This window comes from Salinicola endophyticus, assembly GCF_003206575.1.
Lineage (GTDB): Bacteria > Pseudomonadota > Gammaproteobacteria > Pseudomonadales > Halomonadaceae > Salinicola > Salinicola endophyticus.
In genome coordinates this window covers 527,824-548,418 of sequence record NZ_PZJO01000002.1, presented here as the reverse complement: position 1 = coordinate 548,418, position 20,595 = coordinate 527,824, and the positions used below count along the sequence as shown (strand labels likewise).

The window sequence follows — 20,595 nt, the reverse complement described above, 5'->3', positions numbered from 1 at the left end:
CGTGTTGTCCACAACGTCGTACTGGGAACGTCGTGCTCAGAACACGGAGGCGAAGGGCCCCATCTCGATCTGCACCGACTTCGTTTGAGTATAGTGCGCCAGCGTCTCGACGCCGTTCTCACGGCCGATGCCGGACTGCTTGTAGCCGCCCACCGGCATCTCTGCCGGGGAGTCGCCCCAGGTGTTGACCCAGCAGATGCCCGCCTCGAGGCGATGGATCACCCGGTGAGCGCGGTTGAGCCCCTCGGTGAAGAGGCCGGCGGCCAGGCCGTACTCGGTATCGTTGGCGCGGCGGATCACCTCTTCCTCGTCATCGAAGGCCAGGATCGACATCAGCGGGCCGAAGATCTCTTCGCGCACGATGCGCATCTCGTCGCCGCAGTCGGTGTAGACCGTGGGCGCCACCCAGGCACCCTGGGCGAAGTCGCCATCGCTCAGGCGCGAACCGCCGATCAGCAGCCGGGCGCCGTCCTGCTTGGCGATATCGAGATAGCTGACCACCTTCTCCAGGTGCTCGAAGCTCACCAGCGGGCCGAAATTGGTCTGCGGGTCGAGCGGATCACCGGCCTTGATGCGCTCGACGCGCTCGACGATCTTGGCCTCGAAGGCCTCCTTCACCGAACGCTGCACGAACACCCGGGTGCCGTTGGTACAGACCTGACCGCTGGAGTAGAAGTTGGCCATCATGGCGCCGTCGGCGGCGCGGTCGAGATCGGCATCTTCGAACACGATCAGCGGCGACTTGCCACCCAGCTCCATGGTGACGTCCTTGAGCGTGGAACCGGCGGCGGCCGACATCACCTTCTTGCCGGTGCCGACTTCGCCGGTGAAGCTGATCTTGGCGATGCCGGTGTGCTCGGTCAGCATCGCGCCGACGCTGCCGTCGCCGTGCACGACGTTGAACAGGCCATCGGGCAGGCCGGCTTCGGTGAAGATCTCGGCCAGTTTCATCGCGGTCAGCGGTGTCACCTCGCTCGGCTTGAACACCACCGCGTTACCGGCGGCCAGCGCCGGCGCGGCTTTCCAGCAGGCGATCTGGATCGGATAGTTCCAGGCGCCGATGGCACCGATCACGCCCAGCGGCTCGCGCCGGGTGTAGACGAAGGAGTCCTCGCGCAGGGGGATCTGGTTGCCTTCGATAGCGGGGGCCAGGCCGGCGAAGTACTCCAGCGCATCGGCGCCGGTGACCACATCGACGCTGGCGGTCTCGCTGATCGGTTTGCCGGTGTTGAGGGTCTCCAGCTCGGCCAGCTCATCGTTGCGCTCGCGCAGCAGAGCCACCGCCTTGAGCAGGATGCGCGAGCGCTCCATGCCGGTCATGGCGGCCCATTCACGCTGGGCGCGGGCGGCGCTGGCGACGGCCTTGTCGACGTCCGCGGCGCTGGCCTGCTGGACGCTGGCGATCACCTCGCCGGTGGCCGGGTTGACGGCGTCGAAGGTGGTCTCGCCGCTGGCCGGCGTGCGACGCCCGTCGATGTAGAGTGTCTGCGTCTCGAGTCGTGCCATGGTGGTCTCCCTTCGCAGGCGAATGTCTGGTGCGAATGTCTGGTGTGAAATCGAAATCGGGTATCGACGGCCTGGCTCAGGCGTAGTCGGTGGTGCGGCGCTATGGTGTGTCGAGCTGCTCACGCACGTAGTCATAGGCCAGCTGCCGGGCGCGCTCCACGTCGAGCCCCTCCTGGGCCAGCGCGCCACGCAACCACAGCCCGTCGATCAGTGCCGCCAGCCCGCGGGCCGCATCGCGCGCCTGGCGCTTGGGCAGCACACGGCGGAATTGGCTGCTCAGATTTGAATATAGACGGCGGTCGTTGACCCGCTGCAGCCGCTGCAGATTGGTGTGGTGCATGCTGCTGGCCCAGAACGCCAGCCAGGTCTTCATCACCGAGCGGCTGGTCTGACTGCGATCGAAGTTGCCATCGATGATCGCGTGCAGATGGGCCTGGGCCGGCGCCTCGCCCAGCGCGCGGCGACGCTCGCTCACGGCGCTGCCGAGATCGCCGAGGATGTGGCGCATGCTGGCTTCCAGCAGCCCATCCTTGCCGTCGAAATAGTGACTGATGATGCCGGTGGAGACGCCGGCGTGCCTGGCGATACGGGCAATCGTGGCATCCGCCAGGCCGACCTCGTCGATCGCCTCGAGCGTCGCTTCGATCAACTGCCGGCGACGAATGGGCTGCATACCGACTTTCGGCATAGGGCTCTCCTACTGCAGTCTGAAACGGCGGATACTCGAAGATGGCGCTGAGGCGCGCTTTCGACATCAGGATAGCGGCATTATGCGATTTTTTTATTGAACGGTCAATCAATAAAAAGTACGCTATTGCAGTCTGGAATGAAAATGGCATCATTCGATAATTGCGGGTTATCAATGCCGGCGATCATCGACAGTAGACATACAACAGCAGAAAAGTCGTCCGGCAACAGCGGGGCATGGCTTGGCCGCAGGCCAGTGCTGGGTCGTGGCCGCAGCGCGCGATGGGGATTCCGCGTCTGGCCGGGCGGCATTTTCGTATCAGGGAGATATTGCATGAAACGACAGTCGCTACTGCTGGCCCTTGCCGGTGCCAGCCTGAGCCTCAGCGCCGCTTCCCAGGCGGCGGTGCCGGAAAGCTGCCAGAGCGTGCACTTCGCCGAGGTCGGCTGGACCGATATCCAGGCCACCACTGCGCTCACCAGCGTGGTGCTGGAGGGGCTGGGCTATGAGCCGTATTCCGACACCGTCTCCGTTCCGGTCGCCTATGCCGGCATGAAGAACGGCGATTTCGATGTCTTCCTGGGCAACTGGATGCCGTCGATGGCGTCGATCAGTGACCCCTACATCGAGCGCGGCGAGGTCGAGCGACCGCGGGCCAATCTGGAGGGGGCCAAGTACACCCTGGCGGTACCGCAGTATGTGCTCGATGCCGGGGTTACCTCGGTCAAGGATCTGGATGCCCACGCGGATCAGTTCGGTCACAAGCTGTTCGGCATCGAGGCCGGCAACGACGGCAACATGATCATCCAGAAGATGATCGACGACGACGCCTACGGCCTGGGCGACTGGCAGCTGGTGGACTCCAGCGAGGCCGGCATGCTCGCCGAGCTGAAGGCGCGCACCCGGAGCAAGGAGTGGATGGTGTTCCTCGGCTGGGAGCCGCACCCGATGAACACCAACTTCGATATGGGCTATCTGTCGGGGGCCGATGACTACTTCGGGCCTGATTACGGTGGGGCCACGGTCTACACCAATACCCGCGCCGGCTACTCTGACGAGTGCACCAACGTCGGTCAGCTGCTGAACAACCTGAGCTTCACCCTGGCGATGGAGAACCAGGTGATGGGCGCGATCATGGACGATGGCAAGAACGAGAAAGACGCGGCCCGAGCCTGGCTCAAGGCGCATCCGGACACTCTGACGGCATGGCTCGAAGGTGTCACCACAGTGGACGGCCAACCGGGCCTGCCGGCGGTCAAGCAGTCGCTGGGACTCTGAGCCCGCGCGGCTGATGACCTCGTTCCCGGACCGCTGCGGTTCGGGAACGGTTGCCACCCGGTCAAGGGTTTGCGATCAAGGGCTTGCGGTCTCGGTTCGACACCGGTATAGTGCGCCACCGTTGCCTTACGGCAACCACCTCGGATGGCTACGTAGCTCAGCTGGTTAGAGCACATCACTCATAATGATGGGGTCCCCTGTTCGAATCAGGGCGTAGCCACCAACTCCCTCTCGCGGTATTCGATTTCCCCCTCTGTACTTATCGTTGTCGTTTTGGGTCACGATGTCTGGATCGTGTCCGCTCGCCTGTCCTGTGTCCGCTCGTCGGTCACTTCAGTCCGTCGGTCACTTCAGTCCGTTGATCCCTGATCTCCGGTCATCACAGTCTGACGCTGCTGCGCCGCTAGTGCCGTAACGCTGCCGTGAGGATCGCGGTTGTCTTGTGTCCGCCGACTGGCCGTCGTGGGTTTTCGCTTCCCGTGCGCCTGATCTCGACGGGAAGCGATGGCCCAGGGCCGCCTCGCGAGCCGATGTCGGCACGCCGGCGGCTCGCGCTTCACGCCTGCAAGCACTCCCCCAGCCGCTGCATGAATGCCTCACCCTGGGCGAGCTGCTCTTCACTGATGAATTCGTCCGGCTGGTGTGCCTGGGTAATGCTGCCCGGGCCGCAGATGAGCGCCTCGAGCCCGGCGTTCTGGAACTGGCCCGCTTCGGTAGCGTAGGCCACCGCTTGCGTCTCCCGCTCGCCCAGCAGGCGCTGGCAGAGGGCGATGGCATCGCGGTTGTCGCTGCCGGCGAGGCCGGGCACGGTGTGCGTCAGCGGTGTGGTCTCGATGGCGAAGCGTGAGTCGCGAGCCTTCAGCTCCTGCTCCAGGCTTTGGCTGAAGGCGTCGAAGCGCGCGAACACCGCATCGAAGCCCTGCTCGGGCAGGTGGCGGATCTCCCACTCGAAGCTGCACTCCCGGGCCATGATGTTGATCGCGGTGCCGCCCTGGATACGGCCGACGTGGAGGCTCGAGTGGGCGACGTTGAAGTTGGCGTTGGTCTCTCCCTCGCTGACCATCTCGGCCATGATCTCTTCGATCCGCGTGACCAGGCGGGCCGCGACATGGATCGCCGAGATGCCCTGATCGACCTGGCTGGAGTGGGACTCCACACCGTGCACCACGGTCTTTAGCGAGGTGATGCCTTTCTGCTGCGTCACCGGCTGCATCAGCGTCGGCTCGCCGACTATCACCACTGCCGGTCGCGGGAAGTCCGCCACCAGGCGCTCGATCATGCGCGGTGCGCCGAGGCAGCCGATCTCCTCGTCGTAGGAGAATGCCAACCATACCGGCTTGGACAGCTCTGTTGCCGTCCACTGTGGCACCGCTGCCAGGGCGCAGGCGATGAATCCCTTCATGTCGCAACTGCCGCGGGCGTAGAGCTTGCCGTCACGGGCAGTCAGGGTGAATGGGTCAGTGCTCCACGGCTGGCCATCCACCGGCACCACGTCGGTATGCCCGGAGAGCACCACGCCGCCCTCGACCGCCGGGCCGATACGCGCGAGCAGGTTGGACTTGCTGCCGTCGTCGTTCTCCACGCGCCAGCTCTCTACGCCGTGGGCGGTGAGATAACGCTCGATGAACTCGATCAGCGCCAGGTTGGAGTGGCGTGAGACGGTATCGAAGGCGACCAGCTCGGCGAGCATCTCGGTCGCGGTGTAGTGGGTACGGGGGGCGTGGTTGGTGCGCTCGGAAGGTGTCGTCATGGGTCTCTCGTCTCCTCGTTCTGGTGGCCGCCGGCGCGCTGGCTGAGCGCAGTCAGTTCGCCCATGTAGCGCTCGGCGGCCTGCATATGGGCATACATCACGGCCTCGGCGCGCTCGGCGTCGCGGGCGTGAAAAGCGTCGATCAGTTCCAGATGATAGTCGTGGCCGTGGTAGTTGATATCGACCCCCGCCAGCGCCGGGTCGTGGTGCTGGGCTGCCACCACCTTCAGCAACAGGCCGTTGAGGAACTCGATCAGAAACCGCAGCAGCGGGTTGGGCGAGACCGCGGCGAGCAGGTTGTGAAAATCGAGCTCGTCCTCGCGTTCGGCGACACCACGGCCCGCCTGGCGCTGGCTGCAGCAGCGCCCGGCGGTGGCGCTCAGACGAGCCAGGGTGGGCGCGTCGAGCAGCGGGGTGACTTCGCGGGCGAGCATCGGCTCCAGCAGTTTGCGCAGGGCGTAGATGTCCGCCACCGACAGGTCGCGGCTGAAGCAGAAGTTCCACAAAAGCTCATTGGCGGTGGATGCACTCACCTCGGTGATACTGGCACCGCCACCGGGACCGCTGCGGATCCGGATCAGGCCCTGGGTCTCGAGCGACTTCAGCGCTTCGCGCAGGGTCCATTTGCTGGTGGCCAGGCGCGCGCTCAAGGCGGCCTCGCTCTCCAGCCGGGCGCCAGGTGGCAGCTCGCCGGAGAGAATGCGCTGGCGCAGCCCCTCGGCGATCTGGTCCGACCGTTTTCGGCTCACGCAGGCCCCCAGCCGATCGCCACCGCGAAGGCGAGCACCAGCCAGCTGAGCAGGAATACCTGGATCAGCAGCGGGAAAAAGAAGCGTACCCAGCGGTCGTAGGGCACACGGGCGATCGCCAGCATCGCCAGGGTGCCGCCGGAGGTGGGTACTACCATGTTGGTCAGTCCGTCGCCGACCTGAAAGGCCAGGATCGCGGTCTGGCGGGTCATGCCGATGAGGTCGGAGAGCGGGATCATGATCGGCATGGTAGCCATGGCCTGGCCGCTGCCGGAGGGGATGAAGACGTTGATCACCGAGTGCACCAGGGTCATCGCCAGGGTCGAGACCAGCACCGGCAGGCTGGCCAGGGGCTCGGCCAGGCCATGGACGATGGTGTCGCCGATATGGCCTTGCTCGATCATCACCTGCAGCGCGCGGGCCAAGCCCACCAGCAGTGCGCCACTGGTCACCGAGGCCGCCCCCTCGAAGAAGTACTGGTTGATGCGTGAGGGGGAGAGCTTGGCCATGGCGCCGATGGCCAGCGCCATGGCCACGAACACGCCGGAGATCTCGTTGATGTACCAGCCATGGGCAAAGACGCCGTAGAGCATGATCGCCAGGCCGACGACGAAGGTGGCGAGGACGCGGATATCGGCAGCACTCAGCCGATAGGTGTCGACCGGCTTGTCCAGGCTGCCTGAGCGATCGTCGCGGTCGAGCAGCGAGGACTCGGCGTCCGCACGCACGCGTTTCAGATAGCGGCTGGTGTGATGCGCCAGCAGTGCCAGCGCGCCCACACAGAGCACGCTGCGCAGCCCGGCGCCGGAGAACAGTGGCAGCTGTGCGATCTGATCCGAGACGCCGACGGTGTAGACGTTGATCGGCGAGGTGGCGAAACCGATCCCCACACCCCCGAGCGCGATGGCGGTGCCGACCAGGCGGTCGCCGCCCATGGCCAGGCCGAGCAGCACCGCCAGGGGGATCAGCGCAATGTTGTTCTCATAGCCCACGGCCACGCCGAGTGCGCCGAAGACGAAGGTCATCAGCCACACCAGGGCGCTGGGGCGCTCGCGACCCAGGCGCCGGACCAGGGTGCCGACCAGATTCTCCAGCGCGCCGGTCGCCTCCATCACCCGAAACAGCCCGCCACCGATGAACACGATCACGATGACGCTGGCCGCGGCGATCATGCCCAGCGGGATGGCGTGAAATATCTGCAGCACCGAGGGCGCTGGCTGGTCGATCAGATGAAATGTGCCGGGGATCACCGCGCTGCGCCCATTGACCTCATGGCGCTCGTAGGTGCCGGCAGGGATGATCTGTGTCAGCAGCCAGACCGCGCAGAGCAGGCAGAAGATCAGAATGGCTGGGTGCGGAATGCGCTGGTACCAGGGCTTGCGGGTCGAGGTATCGCGTGCCGTCATGGGCACCTCCTGAGAGATCTTGTTGTTGTCGTCGCTCTCCGCCGGGCTGTATGTCGGTGCCTCGCGGCCGGTCGGGGAGCGCTATTGATTATAATGAATAGACGCTAAGCCGGATGGGCAGGGGTGTCAACGCGACGAGCAGGGGTAGTGTGCGCGATAGTGCCCGCTCACCGCCTCGTCTGCGGCGGGCAAGGCGGAGGTAGCCGGGGCAGGGCGGGAGGCCCCTCGGCGGGGCGTGTCGAGGTGGGCGCTCTCTTCGGTCGCGTGCCCAGCACATTGATTGCGTTGAGAAATTCAGCGCCAGGAATTCTCACCCGATGTGCGATTCACCCTTGACGCCTCGAATCCAGTCCGTATACTACGCCGCGTGCTGACAGATGTTCCCCGATAGCTCAGTTGGTAGAGCAAATGACTGTTAATCATTGGGTCACAGGTTCGAGTCCTGTTCGGGGAGCCAACAGCCAGCACGCGATGAATCCGATCCCCGATAGCTCAGTTGGTAGAGCAAATGACTGTTAATCATTGGGTCACAGGTTCGAGTCCTGTTCGGGGAGCCATCATCGCCCCACATTGCCGGTAAGATATCGATCCCCGATAGCTCAGTTGGTAGAGCAAATGACTGTTAATCATTGGGTCACAGGTTCGAGTCCTGTTCGGGGAGCCATCGATAGGCAAGAAGATTTCCGCTAAGTAGCGCCACCTCTGCATTCATCCCACATTCCGTCGGATGAGGTGCAGTTATGCGCGTTTCAGCAACGGTTTGTTCTAAAGGCGGTGTCGGCAAGACCACCACGACAGCCAACCTCGGTGGCCTTCTGGCTGACGCGGGTCTCCGGGTTCTCCTCATAGACCTGGACACTCAGCCAACCCTCTCTTCTTACTACGAACTGTCACAGCCCGCCCCTGGTGGGGGCGACAGAGCTGGTCGATCTTGACCGGATCATTTCTCGTACCGCTTTTTCCACTCTCGACATCATCGTCTCCAACGACTATCGGAACCAGCTGCAGCAGCTATTGCTCAATGCATCGCATGGTCGCTTCCGCTTGGTCGACCTTCTTGAACGCTTCGCCGGCGGACGGCGCTCGCTGCCTTACGCTGCACAGCCGCAGCTCAACAGCGCGGCTGAGCAGGTCTTCCTCCTTGCCGTGACCCGCGCCGTGGGCTCGGACGCGATGATCGCCTGCAAGGTCCGCATCGCCGACGTCCTTCAGGTTCGCCTTCGTAAGCGTCACCCGCGCGATCAACGCTGGTGGCGGTACTTCCGACTGATCAGTTCCAAGCACGTCGACATCGTGCTGTGCGAGCCACTGGGCGGACGGATTCTCGCAGCGATAGAGCTGGATGATCGTAGCCACCTGCGCCGTGATCGCCGCCGCCGCGATCGCTTCGTGGATGACGCCTTCGCCTCCGCGGGCGTGCCGCTGCTGCGATTTCCCGTACAGGGGCGCTATGACCCCGAGGCGATTCGCGATCGCCTGAAGACATGCCTGGGCACCTCACCGCTTCAGCTTGAAGGATCATCTGAATGACAACCAACAACGTCGTGGCGCTGGATGCTCGCCGGTGCACACTTCATCTGCTGCCCGTGCTGCAGATCGACCCGTTCGATCAGGTTCTGGCTCAAAACATCACGCTGTCCGTCACGGCGAGCTGGCGCGAGGTGCCGATCGTTCCTGAAAACGGTTGGCGTGTCGTCCAGCCGTACCCGAACCCACTCTACTTCGTCGGCGGCTCCGATGAGTGCCGCCTGGGGCACTTCGTCGAGCTGCCCGAAGGGCTGAAGGGCGGTGACGTGGTTTTTCGCTGGACCGTCGAAGCGGCCGGCATGGCGCCGGGGCGCATCGAGGTCACCCATCAGTTCGACCTCACCTTCGATGCGGGGCCGGGCCGTACCTGGTCGATGGACATCGGTAACTGGTGGCAGCAGAGCGGGTATGCCGCTGACACCCACTCCACCCCTGAGATCGGCCGGAACCGCTTCTCGCGGCTCACACAGCGTGGAATCTCCCCGACTCGGCGCGCGCATGTGGTGGAGGTGCTGCGGGGCGGTTGGCGGCTGGTCACGATCCATGAATCCCTGGCGCTACCCGCGGTGACGCTGGGGGACTGCTGGACGGTGGCCACCTATGGTGGCGAGTCTGCGGTCAAGAGCCTGGAGGCCCTGAGATGAAAGCGATGCTGGCCAGCCTGCCGTTGCTAGCGCTTTTGGCGCCTATGCCTTTGCTCGCCAGTACCGGGGCTGCGGGTACGCAGATCCCCTCCGCGCTGAGGGCGCTGGTGATCAACGGCAACTCGGTCACCCCCGACTCGGTTCGTCCCGTAGAGATCCAGGGGCCGCTCTATGAGGTCCGGCTGCGTAGTGGCGAGATCTTCTACAGCGATGCCCAGGGTCGGCGGATGATCGTCGGCACGCTCTACGATAACGCGCCCGATGGCCTCACCGACGTCACTGAGCAGCACAGCCGTCAGGATCGTCTGGCACAGCTGAAGGCATTGCCGGCGGAGAGCACCGTGAGCTTCCCGGCCCAGGGCGAGGAGGTAGGGCAGATAACCGTCTTCACTGACACGACGTGCCCCTACTGCGAGAAGCTGCATCAGGAGATCGATCAGCTGACGGCGGCCGGGGTCGCCGTTCGCTACGTGCCGTTCCCGCGCGCCGGCAGTCAGTCACCAGCCGCTCGTCAGCTGGCTCAGGTCCTCTGCGCGGAATCACCCACCGAGGCCATGGACCGCGCTTTCCAAGGCGAGGCGCTGACGGACCAGCCCACCCAGCGTTGCCAGACTGCCGTCGATGATGGTTTCCAGCTGGGGCAGCGCTTTGGGGTGAAGGGTACGCCCACGATCGTGTTGCCCGATGGTGAGATCGGGGAAGGCTACGTGCCAGCGGAGCAGTTGATTCAGGTAGTCAGGGGAGCCCAGCCATGAATGTGATGCGACAGCGAGAGATCTTCACAGACGCCATGCGGTTTGCGTCCGGCGACGATGAACCAGCTACATTTTTGCGGCTATGGCTTGAAGGGGACTGGGATGCCCTCGGTAGAGAATGGCCTGAGTATTCGATTCCCGTTGAGCTGAGGCACCCTGAGCGGCCTGACCATCCCTCAATCCATGCTTGCTCGAGTGGGGCTGTTCAAAGCTCGTCGTCTCTGGATACCTGGTTGGCTAGTCAGCGCGAGATCATGGATAACGAGGGGCCTTTCCATATTGGGCACCTGTGGACCTATCGTGCCAGTGAGCAGTATGTGGCTCTCGACCTGATCGCAGCAAATCAAGAGCTTGGATTGACGATTGCGATCACCGGCCGTCTAAGGCTCCCTGAGTCCATTCATAGCGACCCGTTCATTGAGACTGTCGATGCCGTTGATGCCTACTACCTTTCCTCTCTAATTTCACATGAACTGAATATACCGCTCAGCTATGGTTCTTTGTCGGGGCCTCTCAGTAGAGAAAGACTCTTGAGGTCGTCCACGACCAAAGAGAAAGACTCGTGCTTATCGCTAAAGGTCAAATGGCCCAGCGCATAGATGGTAAAATAGCGGCGCTTTTCGGGTTCTTTCAGGATCTCTTCGAAATAGTTACGATGTCGGGCTGCCTCCACAAGGCGTGGGGAAATGTACAACGTGACTGGGTAACGTCCAATTTCCACCCCCTCCTTGTAATGCTTGAGTTTGTCGTAAAATTCGAATTTAACGCCTTTTCCAAAGCGGTGGATAAATCTCGCTCCCCCGAAAATGACTCTCTGGTCGGTCTCAAGCGAGCAGTAACGGATAGCCTTGAAATAGTCCACTAGGCGCATGCGACCGACACCGACAACCTGAAGTTGTAGTGAACGAAGCTCCTCGGAAGACAGCCGCTTCAGAGCCTGTCGGTACGAGGTGACGAGTCGATCCAATACCGTTGTTGAGCGCATTCCTGGCTCGTTGTGCCGTTCGCCTGGATTTCGGGAATTAGGTGGCTGGGATGTCACAGATGACACATCCTTGCCATCACCGTTACCTGCTTGATCCTTGGCTCCCTTAGCGCTGGGTGGCGTAAACCTTTCAATGAAGTCGCTTATCTTGGCCTTGGCAGCCCTTTGGAGGAACTCTTCTTCCGGCTCATCGTCCCCCTGGATGGGAGTAATTGCCTCGGTCTCCCATGGGCAGCCGGGGGCATGGGTGTCCCGAGACTTACGAAAGTGAGGATCCTTGTAAACCTCGGTGTCTTCCAGTGGGCGGTGATCATTCACGCCAAATACCCGTACACCTGCCTGACGACAGTCTAGGTTCGTGCAGAGGTAGTTGAACCGATTACGCTTTGCCGCACTCAAGGAGAGGAATTCGAATCGCGCCTCGTCAACAGTGACGATACGATCAAGCTCTAAACAGAAGGCATGGGTGATGGTCGTCACGGAGATCTAGCGCCGATATGGATTCACGGAAAACCCTATCGCATCCATTGAACATTCTCCACTGCTCGTCAAACAGGGAAGTACGGTAGGCTGAGCACTTAGGGAGCATCCATGTTCTAAAGCCGTTGGGTAGCCAGTGTATCCCCGCGTCTTCCAGAGCGAGACGCTGACTAGCCAAGCCACACAGTGTTGCCAGTCTGTCGGCGACGAACGTTTTCAGCTGGGCCAGCGTTTCGGGGGCGAGGAGATGGCCTCGGTCGCGCAGCCCTAAAGGGGTGGGGCAGGGCTTTTTCCCGCAGAGCAGCTTAACCAAGCAGTCAGTAGCGCTGATTTGGACGATGCGCCTATAATGCGGTTTTTATCTGAGTAGCCATGCTTATGAATCCGGCCGCTAGGAGTATCTCCGTGATGGCTAAAGTTGCTATTACGGTTAAGACATATCTCGGCTCCTTTTTGAGCTCTCGGTAAATACCCATGAACCAGCCTGGTGATTTTGGGCCTTTCGCCTCCAAGTAAGGCTTCAAAACCTCCGGTGGTGGGTTTGGAAAAATCATTTTAACAAATCTATAGTTGTTTATCAGCATTCCCATCAAGGCGAATAGTAGAATCAGGGAGGCGGGAGCAATAACGATCCTGTTCGGCACTAGTGCTATCATTAATAGACTCCCGGACATAGCGGTCGTGGTCACTAGGAAATAGTTCAAAAATGGCAGCAAGCCATCGGCAAAGCCTTCGATAGAGATGATCTGGCGTTTGAGTTTCGGCATGTGGGTTCTCGCGGATTCATTAGGTGGTCTAGCTAAAGGGCCCAGGGAGCGTCGCCGCGAAAAAACCTATCAGATGCGTTTAACGTTCTCTACTGCCCGGCCGACAGGGACGCGGTACACCTGACGGCTGATAACGCCGTGGAGACCCCCCAATGTTCTGCGCCTGTCGGCCGCGACCACACGCCGCGCTACTGTCACTCTGCCTGCTCGTCTGGAGCCATGCCGCCATCGCCGGCGTTGAGGTGTTCACCACCGCTGACGAGCCGGTCATCAATGTCCCTAGCGACGCTGCCGTCATCGAACTCGACGCCCCCGCGCGACTGGATGCCCGCATCTCGCAAGACCTGCCGGCGGATCCGAAGCGGGCCGAGCAAATCCTCAAGGCACGCATGAGCAAGCCGGGGTGGCAGCAGACCCTGCAGAAGTACGGCCAGCTCTATCAGGGGCTGGCCCGAGCCTGGATGCTGGGCGTCGAGAAGTTGCCCGCGGTGGTCGTTGACAGCCGCTATGTGGTGTACGGGCAAGCCGATGTGGGCGCGGCGCTGCAGGAGATCCGGCAGGCGAGGGCAGGACAGTGATCCGGCGACTGAAAGCCTTCGTGGCCGGTGTCGCGCTCGCGCTGTTCGTCGGGCTGGCCAGCCTGGCACAGGCGCCGCGGGTCGAGGCCATCACCACCCCCGAGATCATGGCCTCCTCACTCAGTCCCTCCTGCCTGGACTACAAGGTGATCGGCATCTGCGCCTGGCTCCACTGCTCGTTTTGGGGCTGTACCGTGCGCACGTCGATTCGGGTCAAGCACTACATCCCGGAGCTGGTCGTCAGCAGCTACGAGAACACCGGCGACAATCCCTGGCGTGAGATCGCGCTGCTCTCTCCGCCGCTGGGGAACGCGCTAGGCGGCGGCTCGAGCCACGAGAACATCGCACCGCAGCATCTCAATACTCACTTCAAGAATGTCGACGCCATCGGACATCCCTCGAAGCTGTTCTACGAATTCGCCGGCGGCTTCGGCTTTATGTGCCACAGCAAAGCAGTGCCGTTCAATCCCTACTTCATCTCGACTCTGGATGCGCTGGCGTGGCGCTCGGGCGTGCCCGAGATGGCCTATCCCGAAGCGCTGGTGCCGGGGATGCGTGAGATGGGTGCGCCCGGAGATCTGTGGAGCCCGATCTATCCGCGCAGCGGTTTCGTCTCCCAGACCCACGACTACAAGGTCGCCGCGACGACGGCGCAGCGCGCCGCCGACATCGTGACTCGCTCAGGCCAGCCCCATGTCTATCAATCGCTGGTCGCGCCTCAGTCGCCAAGCAGGGGCATTTGGGGGCCGGATCCGGTGAAGGAGGGGGAGCGCTCGACACATCGTTGGCAGCGCCTGCAGCCGAACCGCTCCATGTCTTGCTCGATCTTCCCCGACGGCGGTCAGAACGCTGCCCTGCAGCAGCCCGGTGACTACGTGTGGGCGCTGTGGCGACCCTATCGCTGCTGCAAGCGTCGTGGTCAGAAGCTGCTCTATTTCACCGGAGGCTAGCCCTATGAAGCGCACCGTTTTACCCCTGACACTCTCGGTGATGCTGGCCTTGTCGCTGGTCGCTCAGGCGCAGTCCGCAGACAGCCTGTATTACGACATCGGAGGCGCCTCACCCTTCGGCGCCTCGGCGGGGCTGAGCCATAGCCCGCGTCTGACCGGGCTGGGCGTGCGCTGGAACGTCGACGCCACCTGCGGCAACTTCGATCTGGGCGCCACCGTCAGCAACCAGCTCAACGGCGTCACTCAGGGCTTCCAGAACATGATGAGTCGGGTGGTCTCCAACGCCACCGGTGCGGTCGCCAGCCTGCCGGCGATGATCATCCAGCGCTCCAACCCCGCCCTCTACGACCTGCTGACCAATGGGGTCATGCAGGGCCGGCTCGACTTCGACAAATCGAAGCTCTCCTGCCAGCGCATGTCCGAGCAACTAGCCGACGCCACCCTCGGTGGGCGCATGCAGCAGGCCGCCGTTGCCGAAAACTGGAAGGACATCGCTGCCCGCAACACCGATGCGGTGTCCGCGGAAGCGCAGGCGGAGCGCCAAGCCGGCAACGCCGGCCGCACCTGGGTCGGTGGTCAGAAGCGCGGAGGCAGTGGCCAGGCCCCGATGCGGGTCGTCGAAGACACCACTACGGCCGGCTACAACCTGCTCTACGGGCGCTCGGACCCCACCAGCGAGGCGCCGGTCTCCGGCGGCGGTGGCGGTTGGGGCTCGGTGGCTACCTCCAGTGGGGACTGGGTTGGCGGCGGTGGCATCGCCGGCGGCTCCGGCGGAACGGGTGGCGGTATCGGCGGTAGCGGCCGTGACTGCCAGGGCGGCATGTGTACGGTCTGGGGCAGTCCCAAGGAAGCCGCCGAGTGGACCCGCAAGGTGGTGGGCGACACCGAGCTTCGCTCCTGCGAGGGGTGCGAGAAGGCCGAGTCGGTTGCCGGTACCGGCCTTATCCGCGAACTCGAGACGGAGCAGAACAAGATCCACCAGTCCTTGGTGGAAATGATCAACGGCGGCGCGATCACTCCGGCCAAGCTCAATGACGTCTCGGCGGGGAACGGCCTCGCGGTTTCCCGCGGCGTCATCGAAGCGCTTCGCACCGATCCCCAGGCGCCGCTGCTGGCCCAGCGCCTGGCCAGCGAGATGGCGCTGGCACGCACCCTGACCAAAGCCATGTGGGCGCGCCGCGCGCTGATCGCCGGAACCAGCGACCCCGGCATCGAGAACAACGCAGAGGGGATGAGTGCTCTCGATCGCAAGATCGACGCCTTCAACCGGGACATCGAGCTGCTGCAAAGCGAGATGGATATTCGCAAATCGCTGGCCAGCAACGCAGCCAGCTCGGCGCTGCATCGCGCTGCCATCCGCGCTGCGGGATCCGTCCAGGACGAGTACACGTCACCACGCAGCCAGCTCGATGCAAATGGCGCCCCCGTCGACAGCAACTAAGGGAACCACCGATGACCTTTCTCAAGCGCCACCCCCTGCTGATGGGGCTGTTGGGCCTCGTGGCGTCGTTTGTGCTCGCCGGCATCATCGCCTCGATCGGAGCGCGTCTGTTCGGCGGGATGCAAGAGTACCGTGCCGCCCTGGGGGAGAACCGCGACGTCATGCTGCTGTGGAGAGCCGTGCTCTACGGCGCGGTGGCGTATTTCTGGATCCGCTACGGCCGCCCGCGCCTGCTGCGCAGCGTCGCCGACGACAAGGATGGCGGCGCGCAGGCGCGCCTACTGCTGCGCAAGCTCGAGCGCATGGTGTTGATCGCCTTAGGGCTGATCGAAACCTACAACCTGATCACCTGGTGGGGGGCCTGACATGGCGACGTTCGTGGTGAATGACTACATGGAGGGCACACTGATCACCCTCGGGTGGATCATCAACAACGGCATCTGGGAGACGCTATCCTCGACTGGGGTCGCGTCGGCTCCGTTCATCGCGCTGGTCGCCGGCGAATGGTTCCGAGCGCGGCAGGAGGGTGACGACGAGGGGAACAAGGGGGTGCTGTCTCTGAATCGCATCGAGTCGCGCCTCTACGCCATGATCCTGGTGCTCGTGTTCACCTGCGTGCCTGTCTTCACCTTCGGCGTGAACCCGGTGAATGTGAGCAAAGAACATGCGGACCAGTGCGGGACGGTCATGCTGTCATCGGGCAAGTGGGGGGAGTCGACGCTGACCGCGATCGATGGGCATCAAGCGCGCGTGCCCATGTGGTGGGCGATCACCCACGCCATCTCGAAGGGGATCACCAACGCCGCGGTGTCGAAGATCCCTTGCTCGACTGACTACCAGTCGGTTAGGACAGCGCTGGACCTCAGCTCGATCACCGATCCCGGGCTCCAGCGCGAAGTGGGGGAGTTCCAGCTGGCCTGCTTCGGCCCCTCGCGCAACAAGCTGTTCCAGACGGGCGCGAGCCTGACGCCCACGGAAAGCCAAGACGTGGACTGGATCGGGTCCAAGTTCTTCCTCAACACGCCCGGCTATTACGACAGCTTTTACTCGAACCGGCCCATGCCTGGCTTCCCTTACCAGGCCGCCCGGGACAGCGCGCGCCCGAGCACCGGCCCCGGTCGCCCCGGCTACCCAACCTGCAATGAGTGGTGGAGTGATGGCACCGCGGGGCTCAAGGCGCGGCTCAAAGCCCAGGTCAAACCCTCCTTCTGGGCGCGCGTGCAGAGCATTTTCCCATCCACGCCCAACGCCGACGACTACATGATCCGTCGTATGGTCAGCCCGCGCTCTGGCGCAGCGAACGGCAACACGGATCAGGCCTCGATTGGCTACCGTAGTCTCGACGGTGGGCTCGCCGCTGGCGTGTCATCCTCGGCGGCGATGGTGGGCAACCTGCTCGCGGCCATCCCGTTCCTGGCCGGCATGGATAGCCTCAAGCAGTCCTTACCGATGATTCAGGGCATGTTGCTGATGGCGATCATCATCTGCCTGCCCTTCGTCTCCGTGGCTTCCGCCTACTCGATGAAGGTCGCCGGACTCGCCACGTTCGGGCTTTTCGGCGTGTTCTTCCTCACGTTCTGGTGGGAGCTGGCCCGATGGCTGGATGACCACTTGATCGACCTGCTCTATAGCAGCGATGCGGCAAAATTGAGTTGGGTGGCGGCGATCGAAAACGGCAACGACAAGATCGTCATAATGTTCGTGAACGGGATGATGTTCCTTGTCCTGCCGAGTATTTGGGTCGCTGTATTGGGATGGGCAGGCGCTGGGGCTGGGAATGCCATTTCAAGCGGGATTACCAAGGCAGGAGGGGAAACAAAAACGGCTGGTCAGAAAGGTGGGGATCTTGCTCAGTCAAAGGCATCAGGAGGAAAAGTTTGAGCAAGTTGATCATCGCAACTCGCGAACTGTGCTACCAGAAATTTTCTGTAGCACAGTTCAGTCTTCGACTTTGTAGCCATTCATATAATATCCATATCCCTCGTTTCCGTAGCGATAGCCGTACTCATTTTCTCGTCGCCGTTCTTCTTCGTAATTCCTTTCAGGCAGAGCGTCCCAGACTTTCTTGCCTGCCTCGGCAGAAGCCTGACCCAGCGTCCGGAGCAGCCCTTGGGACTCGTTGGTGCCGCACAGCAGGGCCGACGTGAAGGCGACGGAGCCTTTCATCGTCTTACGGGCCGCTTTCTTGGCAGCTTGGCGACGCTCTTCGGTAAGGAGACTGGCGAGCTTCATGGGGGGATCTCCCATGCACTGTTACGGAGTGTGACTTCAGACTACCGCTATCGAGAGACGACGGCAACCCAAAAATCATTTTCTGCAACTTGTCAACCCAGGGTGCTGAGACAGCGACCTAAGGGGCTCGAGGTGGCTATGAAGACGCGGGTTGGGGATGCTGCTGGCCGTGAGCAAAGCGAGCGGCACGCCGCCTCCGGCTCGATCTCAAGACATTGGTGCTGTACCTGATCGAGCCAGAGCGACGTTGAGAAGCCTGGATGCAGCGTTGTTAACGCGGCACGAGGCCAGAGAGCGCCCAAACATTACCAGCTTGCTTTCGATACTGGATGGTAGCTTTTTCCTGCTTTTTGTTCATTGCCATCAGCCGTTCTTTATTCGGTGGGCTGTTATACGACCTCATGATTTGCTGACGTGCCCAATATTGCTGAATCGCTTGGTCGACTTCAGACTCATTGACCGTGAGGGTCATCGTGATACCAAGATTGACGCGATCTTCAGCGAGAACGTCTCGCTTCGTGATGTCGAGTTTCTCTAAGTGCACGAGGCCTTTAAAATTAGCATCCAGCCTGTCTTGGAGGTCGAGCTTAACTTTGTCTTCTGAAGGCCTTGTATCTTCCCCGCCACACGCGACGATAAGAACCGAAAAAATGACGGCGAGCATTAGCCAGATAGTCTTTCGTATCGTAAGGTTCATTGTTCTCTCCGGTTCGAGTTAGACCCCAGTTGTTGTCGCAGGATTACTAATTTAAGAGGGTGTTGAATTGCCACAAGGCCGCGTGGCACACTCCACTGACCTTGCAGGAGTCAGCATTACCTTTGCACTGTTACGGATTGTATCTGGAGCCTACACAGAGTATTGCGGCACGGCAACCTCTCTTTCCCAATTCTTCCGAATAGATCTATACCCATATGCGCACGCACCAATTCGCCGGCATGGTTGGGACCTCAGGGGTAGCTCATGCCCCTTGGACATAGATCGTGGTGATTACTGGAACAGAGAAATTGTTAGTGAACTAAGGGAGCACTGGATGCATAAGTATTCTTAATCTCAGAACACGATATAGCGACTTTGGTATCCATGAAACTGGAGACGAGCATGGCAACCGTAGAAGCATCGGCCGGTGACAGGGATACGCACATCATAGGGCTACGCGCCGCGGTGAAGATCTTGGAGAAGTGGGGGGCTACACCACAGCAGCGTGTCGACCTGCTACAGATCTCCAGTGACACATACAGCCGTGCCATCGGCGCCGACCAGGATCGGCAGGTGAGCCTCAATTCCGATCAGATGACACGGGTCAGTTTGGTGTTGAATATCCACGCAGCCCTGAGGGCGCTGTTCGAGAATCCGGCTAACGTCTACGGCTACATCACCATGCCCAATCACAATCCTGGCTTCCGCGGCCGAACTCCCTTGGAGTCAATGGCGCTTGAGGGGCTGAAGGGGATGCAAAAGACATTCGATCATATCAACGCCCTAGGAGACGGCCAGTGATGAGTGTCCGCCACTTTGCTGTGGATCTCCCCCTTTGGCCCGCAGCGGCTGCGAGGCTGTGCACCACGCGTGAAGCTGCTATGATGCTTTTATGAGGCATATAGGATGCATAAAGCATCAAGGAGCGCACCATGGCCACCGAAGCCCTTCGTCAGCCTATCGAGCCGAGCAACTACCGTGTACCAGATAGCTTCGATCGTTTCGTCCAGGATCTGAGGACAGCGGCACGGCCGGGTGGGCAGCCTATTATCAACCCCCGCCTGTTTGCCAGTGCACTCAGTATGGACATCCAAGTGCTGGCCAGCCGCGCTCATGTCCACCGCACGACCATCAACCGCGCCGCGGGTGCGGAGAAACTGCAAAGCTTTCTGCGCGATGCCATACGGGTGCTGGCTGCCGCGACGGATATCAACGGTAGCTTTCACGATGCCCTTTTCTGGTTCCGCAACGAGCCCATCAGCACGTTCGACTATCAGACCGCCGAGCAGTTGGTCAGCGATGGGCGCAGTGAGGACCTGCTGCGATATATTCGAGCCCTGCAGGCGGGCGTCGTCGGGTGATCGAGCTTCCACACTTCGCCTCGGCTGCCTATCGCGTCCATGATCCCAAGTGGGCGTTCATGCCGACGAGTGGTGCAGGGGCGGGAGACCACGGCGGACGCTTGAATAGGGTGGGGGTGCCTGCTCTCTATCTCTCCCTCGATGAAGCGACCGCCATGGCGGAATACAAGCAGCTGTCTGCGCTCATGCCGCCGGGACTGATCGTCAGCTACGAAGTGGACGTTGCCTCCGTAATTGACTTCCGCGCGGGTTATAGCGGTGCTTGGGATCCACTGTGGCAGGAACTCTACTGTGACTGGCGGCGGATGTGGTTTAACGAGCGCGTTGAGCCACCGACCTGGCTTCTGGGTGATATGGCTCTGGAGGTCGGCGCCCGAGGTATCCTCTTTCCCTCACAGGCAAGGCCCGAGGGCATCAACCTGGTGCTTTTCACAGAAGCCCTGACCAGCCAGGACAGCTTGAGCGTATTCGACCCGCGTGGACAGCTACCACGTGACCCCAGCTCCTGGGAATAAGGCCCCACGGAAAGGGGAAAGGGCATAGTCAAAGGGAGAGAAGGGAAGGGGGAATAAGGGGAAGGGGGTTATCCGGTTGAAAGACCAGGGCAACCCCAAAGGGCCGGGCGAGGGAAAGGGCAAAAGGGTAGCCCCTCAGGCACTAGCCGCTGAGTGCGTTCTAGTTTGGACTCGCCGGATGACATAGGCTCCCATTTATAGCCAGCTTTCGGCCAGAAGCTGACGTTAAGCCAGGGTAGATATAAGGCTTTAACAGCAGCCAAAAAAGAGCCTAAGCGATTAGTAA

23 protein-coding genes and 4 tRNA genes are annotated in these 20,595 nt (G+C 61.8%); 17 read left to right on the top strand and 10 right to left on the bottom strand.

The genetic code is table 11. The features are described from left to right. Positions 1 to 36 precede the first annotated feature (36 nt). The 3 genes from betB to DOM66_RS19510 form a co-directional block, all read right to left on the bottom strand. On the bottom strand, positions 37 to 1,506 hold the full coding sequence (gene betB, locus DOM66_RS05085) for a betaine-aldehyde dehydrogenase (RefSeq protein ID WP_110689442.1): 1,470 nt from the start codon (positions 1,504 to 1,506) through the stop codon (positions 37 to 39). Between the two features lie 100 nt (positions 1,507 to 1,606). Next, positions 1,607 to 2,194 carry a transcriptional regulator BetI gene (gene betI, locus DOM66_RS05080; RefSeq protein ID WP_110689441.1) on the bottom strand — a complete coding sequence of 196 codons (588 nt, stop codon included), beginning with the start codon at positions 2,192 to 2,194 and terminating at the stop codon, positions 1,607 to 1,609. 104 nt (positions 2,195 to 2,298) lie between these two features. Beyond that, complete coding sequence (locus DOM66_RS19510) at positions 2,299 to 2,529, bottom strand: hypothetical protein (protein ID WP_157958994.1); 231 nt, start codon at positions 2,527 to 2,529, stop codon at positions 2,299 to 2,301. Between DOM66_RS19510 and DOM66_RS05075 the strand changes: the two genes are divergently transcribed. Both DOM66_RS05075 and DOM66_RS05070 read left to right on the top strand, forming a co-directional pair. Beyond that, on the top strand, positions 2,528 to 3,472 hold the full coding sequence (locus DOM66_RS05075; RefSeq protein WP_110674254.1) for a choline ABC transporter substrate-binding protein: 945 nt from the start codon (positions 2,528 to 2,530) through the stop codon (positions 3,470 to 3,472). The two genes, DOM66_RS19510 and DOM66_RS05075, sit on opposite strands and share 2 nt — an antisense overlap. A 146-nt stretch (positions 3,473 to 3,618) precedes the next feature. Continuing rightward, positions 3,619 to 3,695 (top strand) — tRNA-Met (locus DOM66_RS05070). A gap of 333 nt (positions 3,696 to 4,028) precedes the next feature. On the opposite strand, the gene argE is transcribed toward DOM66_RS05070, so the two are convergent. Genes argE through DOM66_RS05055 form a run of 3 tightly spaced genes read right to left on the bottom strand, consistent with a single transcriptional unit; the run spans position 4,029 to position 7,377 of the window. Further along, on the bottom strand, positions 4,029 to 5,222 hold the full coding sequence (gene argE / locus DOM66_RS05065; protein ID WP_110689440.1) for an acetylornithine deacetylase: 1,194 nt from the start codon (positions 5,220 to 5,222) through the stop codon (positions 4,029 to 4,031). Further along, a complete protein-coding gene (locus DOM66_RS05060) occupies positions 5,219 to 5,971 on the bottom strand; it encodes a FadR/GntR family transcriptional regulator (protein ID WP_110674252.1) in 753 nt (250 codons plus the stop codon). Before DOM66_RS05060 ends, argE begins: the two co-directional genes overlap by 4 nt. Next, entirely contained in the window at positions 5,968 to 7,377 is a 1,410-nt protein-coding gene (locus DOM66_RS05055) for a YfcC family protein (protein ID WP_110689439.1), read from the bottom strand. Before DOM66_RS05055 ends, DOM66_RS05060 begins: the two co-directional genes overlap by 4 nt. Positions 7,378 to 7,758: 381 nt before the next feature. Here DOM66_RS05055 and DOM66_RS05050 point away from each other — a divergent pair. The 7 genes from DOM66_RS05050 (at position 7,759) to DOM66_RS05025 (ending at position 10,303) form a co-directional block, all read left to right on the top strand. After that, a tRNA-Asn gene (locus tag DOM66_RS05050) sits at positions 7,759 to 7,834 on the top strand. Positions 7,835 to 7,858: 24 nt separating this feature from the next. Then, positions 7,859 to 7,934, top strand: a tRNA-Asn gene (locus DOM66_RS05045). Between the two features lie 31 nt (positions 7,935 to 7,965). Then, positions 7,966 to 8,041: transfer RNA gene (locus DOM66_RS05040), tRNA-Asn, on the top strand. A gap of 76 nt (positions 8,042 to 8,117) precedes the next feature. Continuing rightward, positions 8,118 to 8,312 carry a ParA family protein gene (locus DOM66_RS20110; RefSeq protein ID WP_188115138.1) on the top strand — a complete coding sequence of 65 codons (195 nt, stop codon included), beginning with the start codon at positions 8,118 to 8,120 and terminating at the stop codon, positions 8,310 to 8,312. Next, positions 8,284 to 8,907 (top strand): DUF2726 domain-containing protein, encoded by a 624-nt coding sequence (locus tag DOM66_RS19730; protein ID WP_188115137.1) that lies wholly within the window; start codon positions 8,284 to 8,286, stop codon positions 8,905 to 8,907. Before DOM66_RS20110 ends, DOM66_RS19730 begins: the two co-directional genes overlap by 29 nt. Further along, complete coding sequence (locus tag DOM66_RS05030) at positions 8,904 to 9,548, top strand: hypothetical protein (protein WP_110689438.1); 645 nt, start codon at positions 8,904 to 8,906, stop codon at positions 9,546 to 9,548. The genes DOM66_RS19730 and DOM66_RS05030 overlap by 4 nt, the downstream gene beginning before the upstream one ends. After that, on the top strand, positions 9,545 to 10,303 hold the full coding sequence (locus DOM66_RS05025; protein WP_110689437.1) for a DsbC family protein: 759 nt from the start codon (positions 9,545 to 9,547) through the stop codon (positions 10,301 to 10,303). The genes DOM66_RS05030 and DOM66_RS05025 overlap by 4 nt, the downstream gene beginning before the upstream one ends. Positions 10,304 to 10,793: 490 nt before the next feature. Here DOM66_RS05025 and DOM66_RS19505 read toward each other — a convergent pair whose 3' ends face one another. Then, complete coding sequence (locus DOM66_RS19505) at positions 10,794 to 11,768, bottom strand: hypothetical protein (RefSeq protein WP_157958993.1); 975 nt, start codon at positions 11,766 to 11,768, stop codon at positions 10,794 to 10,796. A 344-nt stretch (positions 11,769 to 12,112) separates the two neighbouring features. Further along, on the bottom strand, positions 12,113 to 12,535 hold the full coding sequence (locus tag DOM66_RS05010) for a hypothetical protein (protein ID WP_110689434.1): 423 nt from the start codon (positions 12,533 to 12,535) through the stop codon (positions 12,113 to 12,115). Between the two features lie 152 nt (positions 12,536 to 12,687). Between DOM66_RS05010 and DOM66_RS05005 the strand changes: the two genes are divergently transcribed. From DOM66_RS05005 to DOM66_RS04985, 5 genes are read left to right on the top strand one after another with little or no spacing between them, the layout of a single operon-like run. After that, positions 12,688 to 13,113 carry a TIGR03757 family integrating conjugative element protein gene (locus DOM66_RS05005; RefSeq protein ID WP_110689433.1) on the top strand — a complete coding sequence of 142 codons (426 nt, stop codon included), beginning with the start codon at positions 12,688 to 12,690 and terminating at the stop codon, positions 13,111 to 13,113. Next, on the top strand, positions 13,110 to 14,063 hold the full coding sequence (locus tag DOM66_RS05000; RefSeq protein ID WP_110689432.1) for a TIGR03756 family integrating conjugative element protein: 954 nt from the start codon (positions 13,110 to 13,112) through the stop codon (positions 14,061 to 14,063). The genes DOM66_RS05005 and DOM66_RS05000 overlap by 4 nt, the downstream gene beginning before the upstream one ends. Before the next feature lie 4 nt (positions 14,064 to 14,067). Then, positions 14,068 to 15,504 carry a hypothetical protein gene (locus DOM66_RS04995; RefSeq protein WP_110689431.1) on the top strand — a complete coding sequence of 479 codons (1,437 nt, stop codon included), beginning with the start codon at positions 14,068 to 14,070 and terminating at the stop codon, positions 15,502 to 15,504. A gap of 11 nt (positions 15,505 to 15,515) precedes the next feature. Continuing rightward, positions 15,516 to 15,869 (top strand): hypothetical protein, encoded by a 354-nt coding sequence (locus DOM66_RS04990; RefSeq protein WP_110689430.1) that lies wholly within the window; start codon positions 15,516 to 15,518, stop codon positions 15,867 to 15,869. A 1-nt stretch (position 15,870) separates the two neighbouring features. After that, on the top strand, positions 15,871 to 17,385 hold the full coding sequence (locus DOM66_RS04985; protein WP_110689429.1) for a conjugal transfer protein TraG N-terminal domain-containing protein: 1,515 nt from the start codon (positions 15,871 to 15,873) through the stop codon (positions 17,383 to 17,385). A 57-nt stretch (positions 17,386 to 17,442) separates the two neighbouring features. Here DOM66_RS04985 and DOM66_RS04980 read toward each other — a convergent pair whose 3' ends face one another. Beyond that, the gene (locus tag DOM66_RS04980; RefSeq protein ID WP_110689428.1) at positions 17,443 to 17,736 is read right to left on the bottom strand and encodes a hypothetical protein; all 294 of its coding nucleotides are present in this window, start codon (positions 17,734 to 17,736) and stop codon (positions 17,443 to 17,445) included. A gap of 271 nt (positions 17,737 to 18,007) precedes the next feature. Beyond that, entirely contained in the window at positions 18,008 to 18,433 is a 426-nt protein-coding gene (locus DOM66_RS04975; protein WP_110689427.1) for a hypothetical protein, read from the bottom strand. Positions 18,434 to 18,835: 402 nt separating this feature from the next. On the opposite strand from DOM66_RS04975, the gene DOM66_RS04970 reads away from it, so the two are divergent. The 3 genes from DOM66_RS04970 to DOM66_RS04960 all read left to right on the top strand — a co-directional run bounded on the left by DOM66_RS04970 (position 18,836) and on the right by DOM66_RS04960 (position 20,309). Next, a complete protein-coding gene (locus DOM66_RS04970) occupies positions 18,836 to 19,234 on the top strand; it encodes a hypothetical protein (protein ID WP_110689426.1) in 399 nt (132 codons plus the stop codon). Between the two features lie 131 nt (positions 19,235 to 19,365). Next, positions 19,366 to 19,794 carry a DUF2384 domain-containing protein gene (locus DOM66_RS04965; RefSeq protein WP_110689425.1) on the top strand — a complete coding sequence of 143 codons (429 nt, stop codon included), beginning with the start codon at positions 19,366 to 19,368 and terminating at the stop codon, positions 19,792 to 19,794. Next, positions 19,791 to 20,309, top strand: a complete 519-nt coding sequence (locus tag DOM66_RS04960) for an RES family NAD+ phosphorylase (protein WP_110689424.1) — start codon at positions 19,791 to 19,793, stop codon at positions 20,307 to 20,309. Before DOM66_RS04965 ends, DOM66_RS04960 begins: the two co-directional genes overlap by 4 nt. Positions 20,310 to 20,595 lie beyond the last annotated feature (286 nt).

Coding starts and splice junctions, on each gene's coding strand:
- DOM66_RS05025 (WP_110689437.1), top strand. CDS start 9,545: ATGAAAGCGATGCTGGCCAGCCTGCCGTTGCTAGCGCTTTTGGCGCCT.
- DOM66_RS05055 (WP_110689439.1), bottom strand. CDS start 7,377: ATGACGGCACGCGATACCTCGACCCGCAAGCCCTGGTACCAGCGCATT.
- DOM66_RS20110 (WP_188115138.1), top strand. CDS start 8,118: ATGCGCGTTTCAGCAACGGTTTGTTCTAAAGGCGGTGTCGGCAAGACC.
- DOM66_RS04995 (WP_110689431.1), top strand. CDS start 14,068: ATGAAGCGCACCGTTTTACCCCTGACACTCTCGGTGATGCTGGCCTTG.
- DOM66_RS04980 (WP_110689428.1), bottom strand. CDS start 17,736: ATGAAGCTCGCCAGTCTCCTTACCGAAGAGCGTCGCCAAGCTGCCAAG.
- DOM66_RS04990 (WP_110689430.1), top strand. CDS start 15,516: ATGACCTTTCTCAAGCGCCACCCCCTGCTGATGGGGCTGTTGGGCCTC.
- DOM66_RS05030 (WP_110689438.1), top strand. CDS start 8,904: ATGACAACCAACAACGTCGTGGCGCTGGATGCTCGCCGGTGCACACTT.
- betB (WP_110689442.1), bottom strand. CDS start 1,506: ATGGCACGACTCGAGACGCAGACACTCTACATCGACGGGCGTCGCACG.
- DOM66_RS04985 (WP_110689429.1), top strand. CDS start 15,871: ATGGCGACGTTCGTGGTGAATGACTACATGGAGGGCACACTGATCACC.
- DOM66_RS05075 (WP_110674254.1), top strand. CDS start 2,528: ATGAAACGACAGTCGCTACTGCTGGCCCTTGCCGGTGCCAGCCTGAGC.
- DOM66_RS19510 (WP_157958994.1), bottom strand. CDS start 2,529: ATGCAATATCTCCCTGATACGAAAATGCCGCCCGGCCAGACGCGGAAT.
- DOM66_RS04975 (WP_110689427.1), bottom strand. CDS start 18,433: ATGAACCTTACGATACGAAAGACTATCTGGCTAATGCTCGCCGTCATT.
- DOM66_RS05010 (WP_110689434.1), bottom strand. CDS start 12,535: ATGCCGAAACTCAAACGCCAGATCATCTCTATCGAAGGCTTTGCCGAT.
- DOM66_RS05005 (WP_110689433.1), top strand. CDS start 12,688: ATGTTCTGCGCCTGTCGGCCGCGACCACACGCCGCGCTACTGTCACTC.
- betI (WP_110689441.1), bottom strand. CDS start 2,194: ATGCCGAAAGTCGGTATGCAGCCCATTCGTCGCCGGCAGTTGATCGAA.
- DOM66_RS04965 (WP_110689425.1), top strand. CDS start 19,366: ATGGCCACCGAAGCCCTTCGTCAGCCTATCGAGCCGAGCAACTACCGT.
- DOM66_RS04970 (WP_110689426.1), top strand. CDS start 18,836: ATGGCAACCGTAGAAGCATCGGCCGGTGACAGGGATACGCACATCATA.
- argE (WP_110689440.1), bottom strand. CDS start 5,222: ATGACGACACCTTCCGAGCGCACCAACCACGCCCCCCGTACCCACTAC.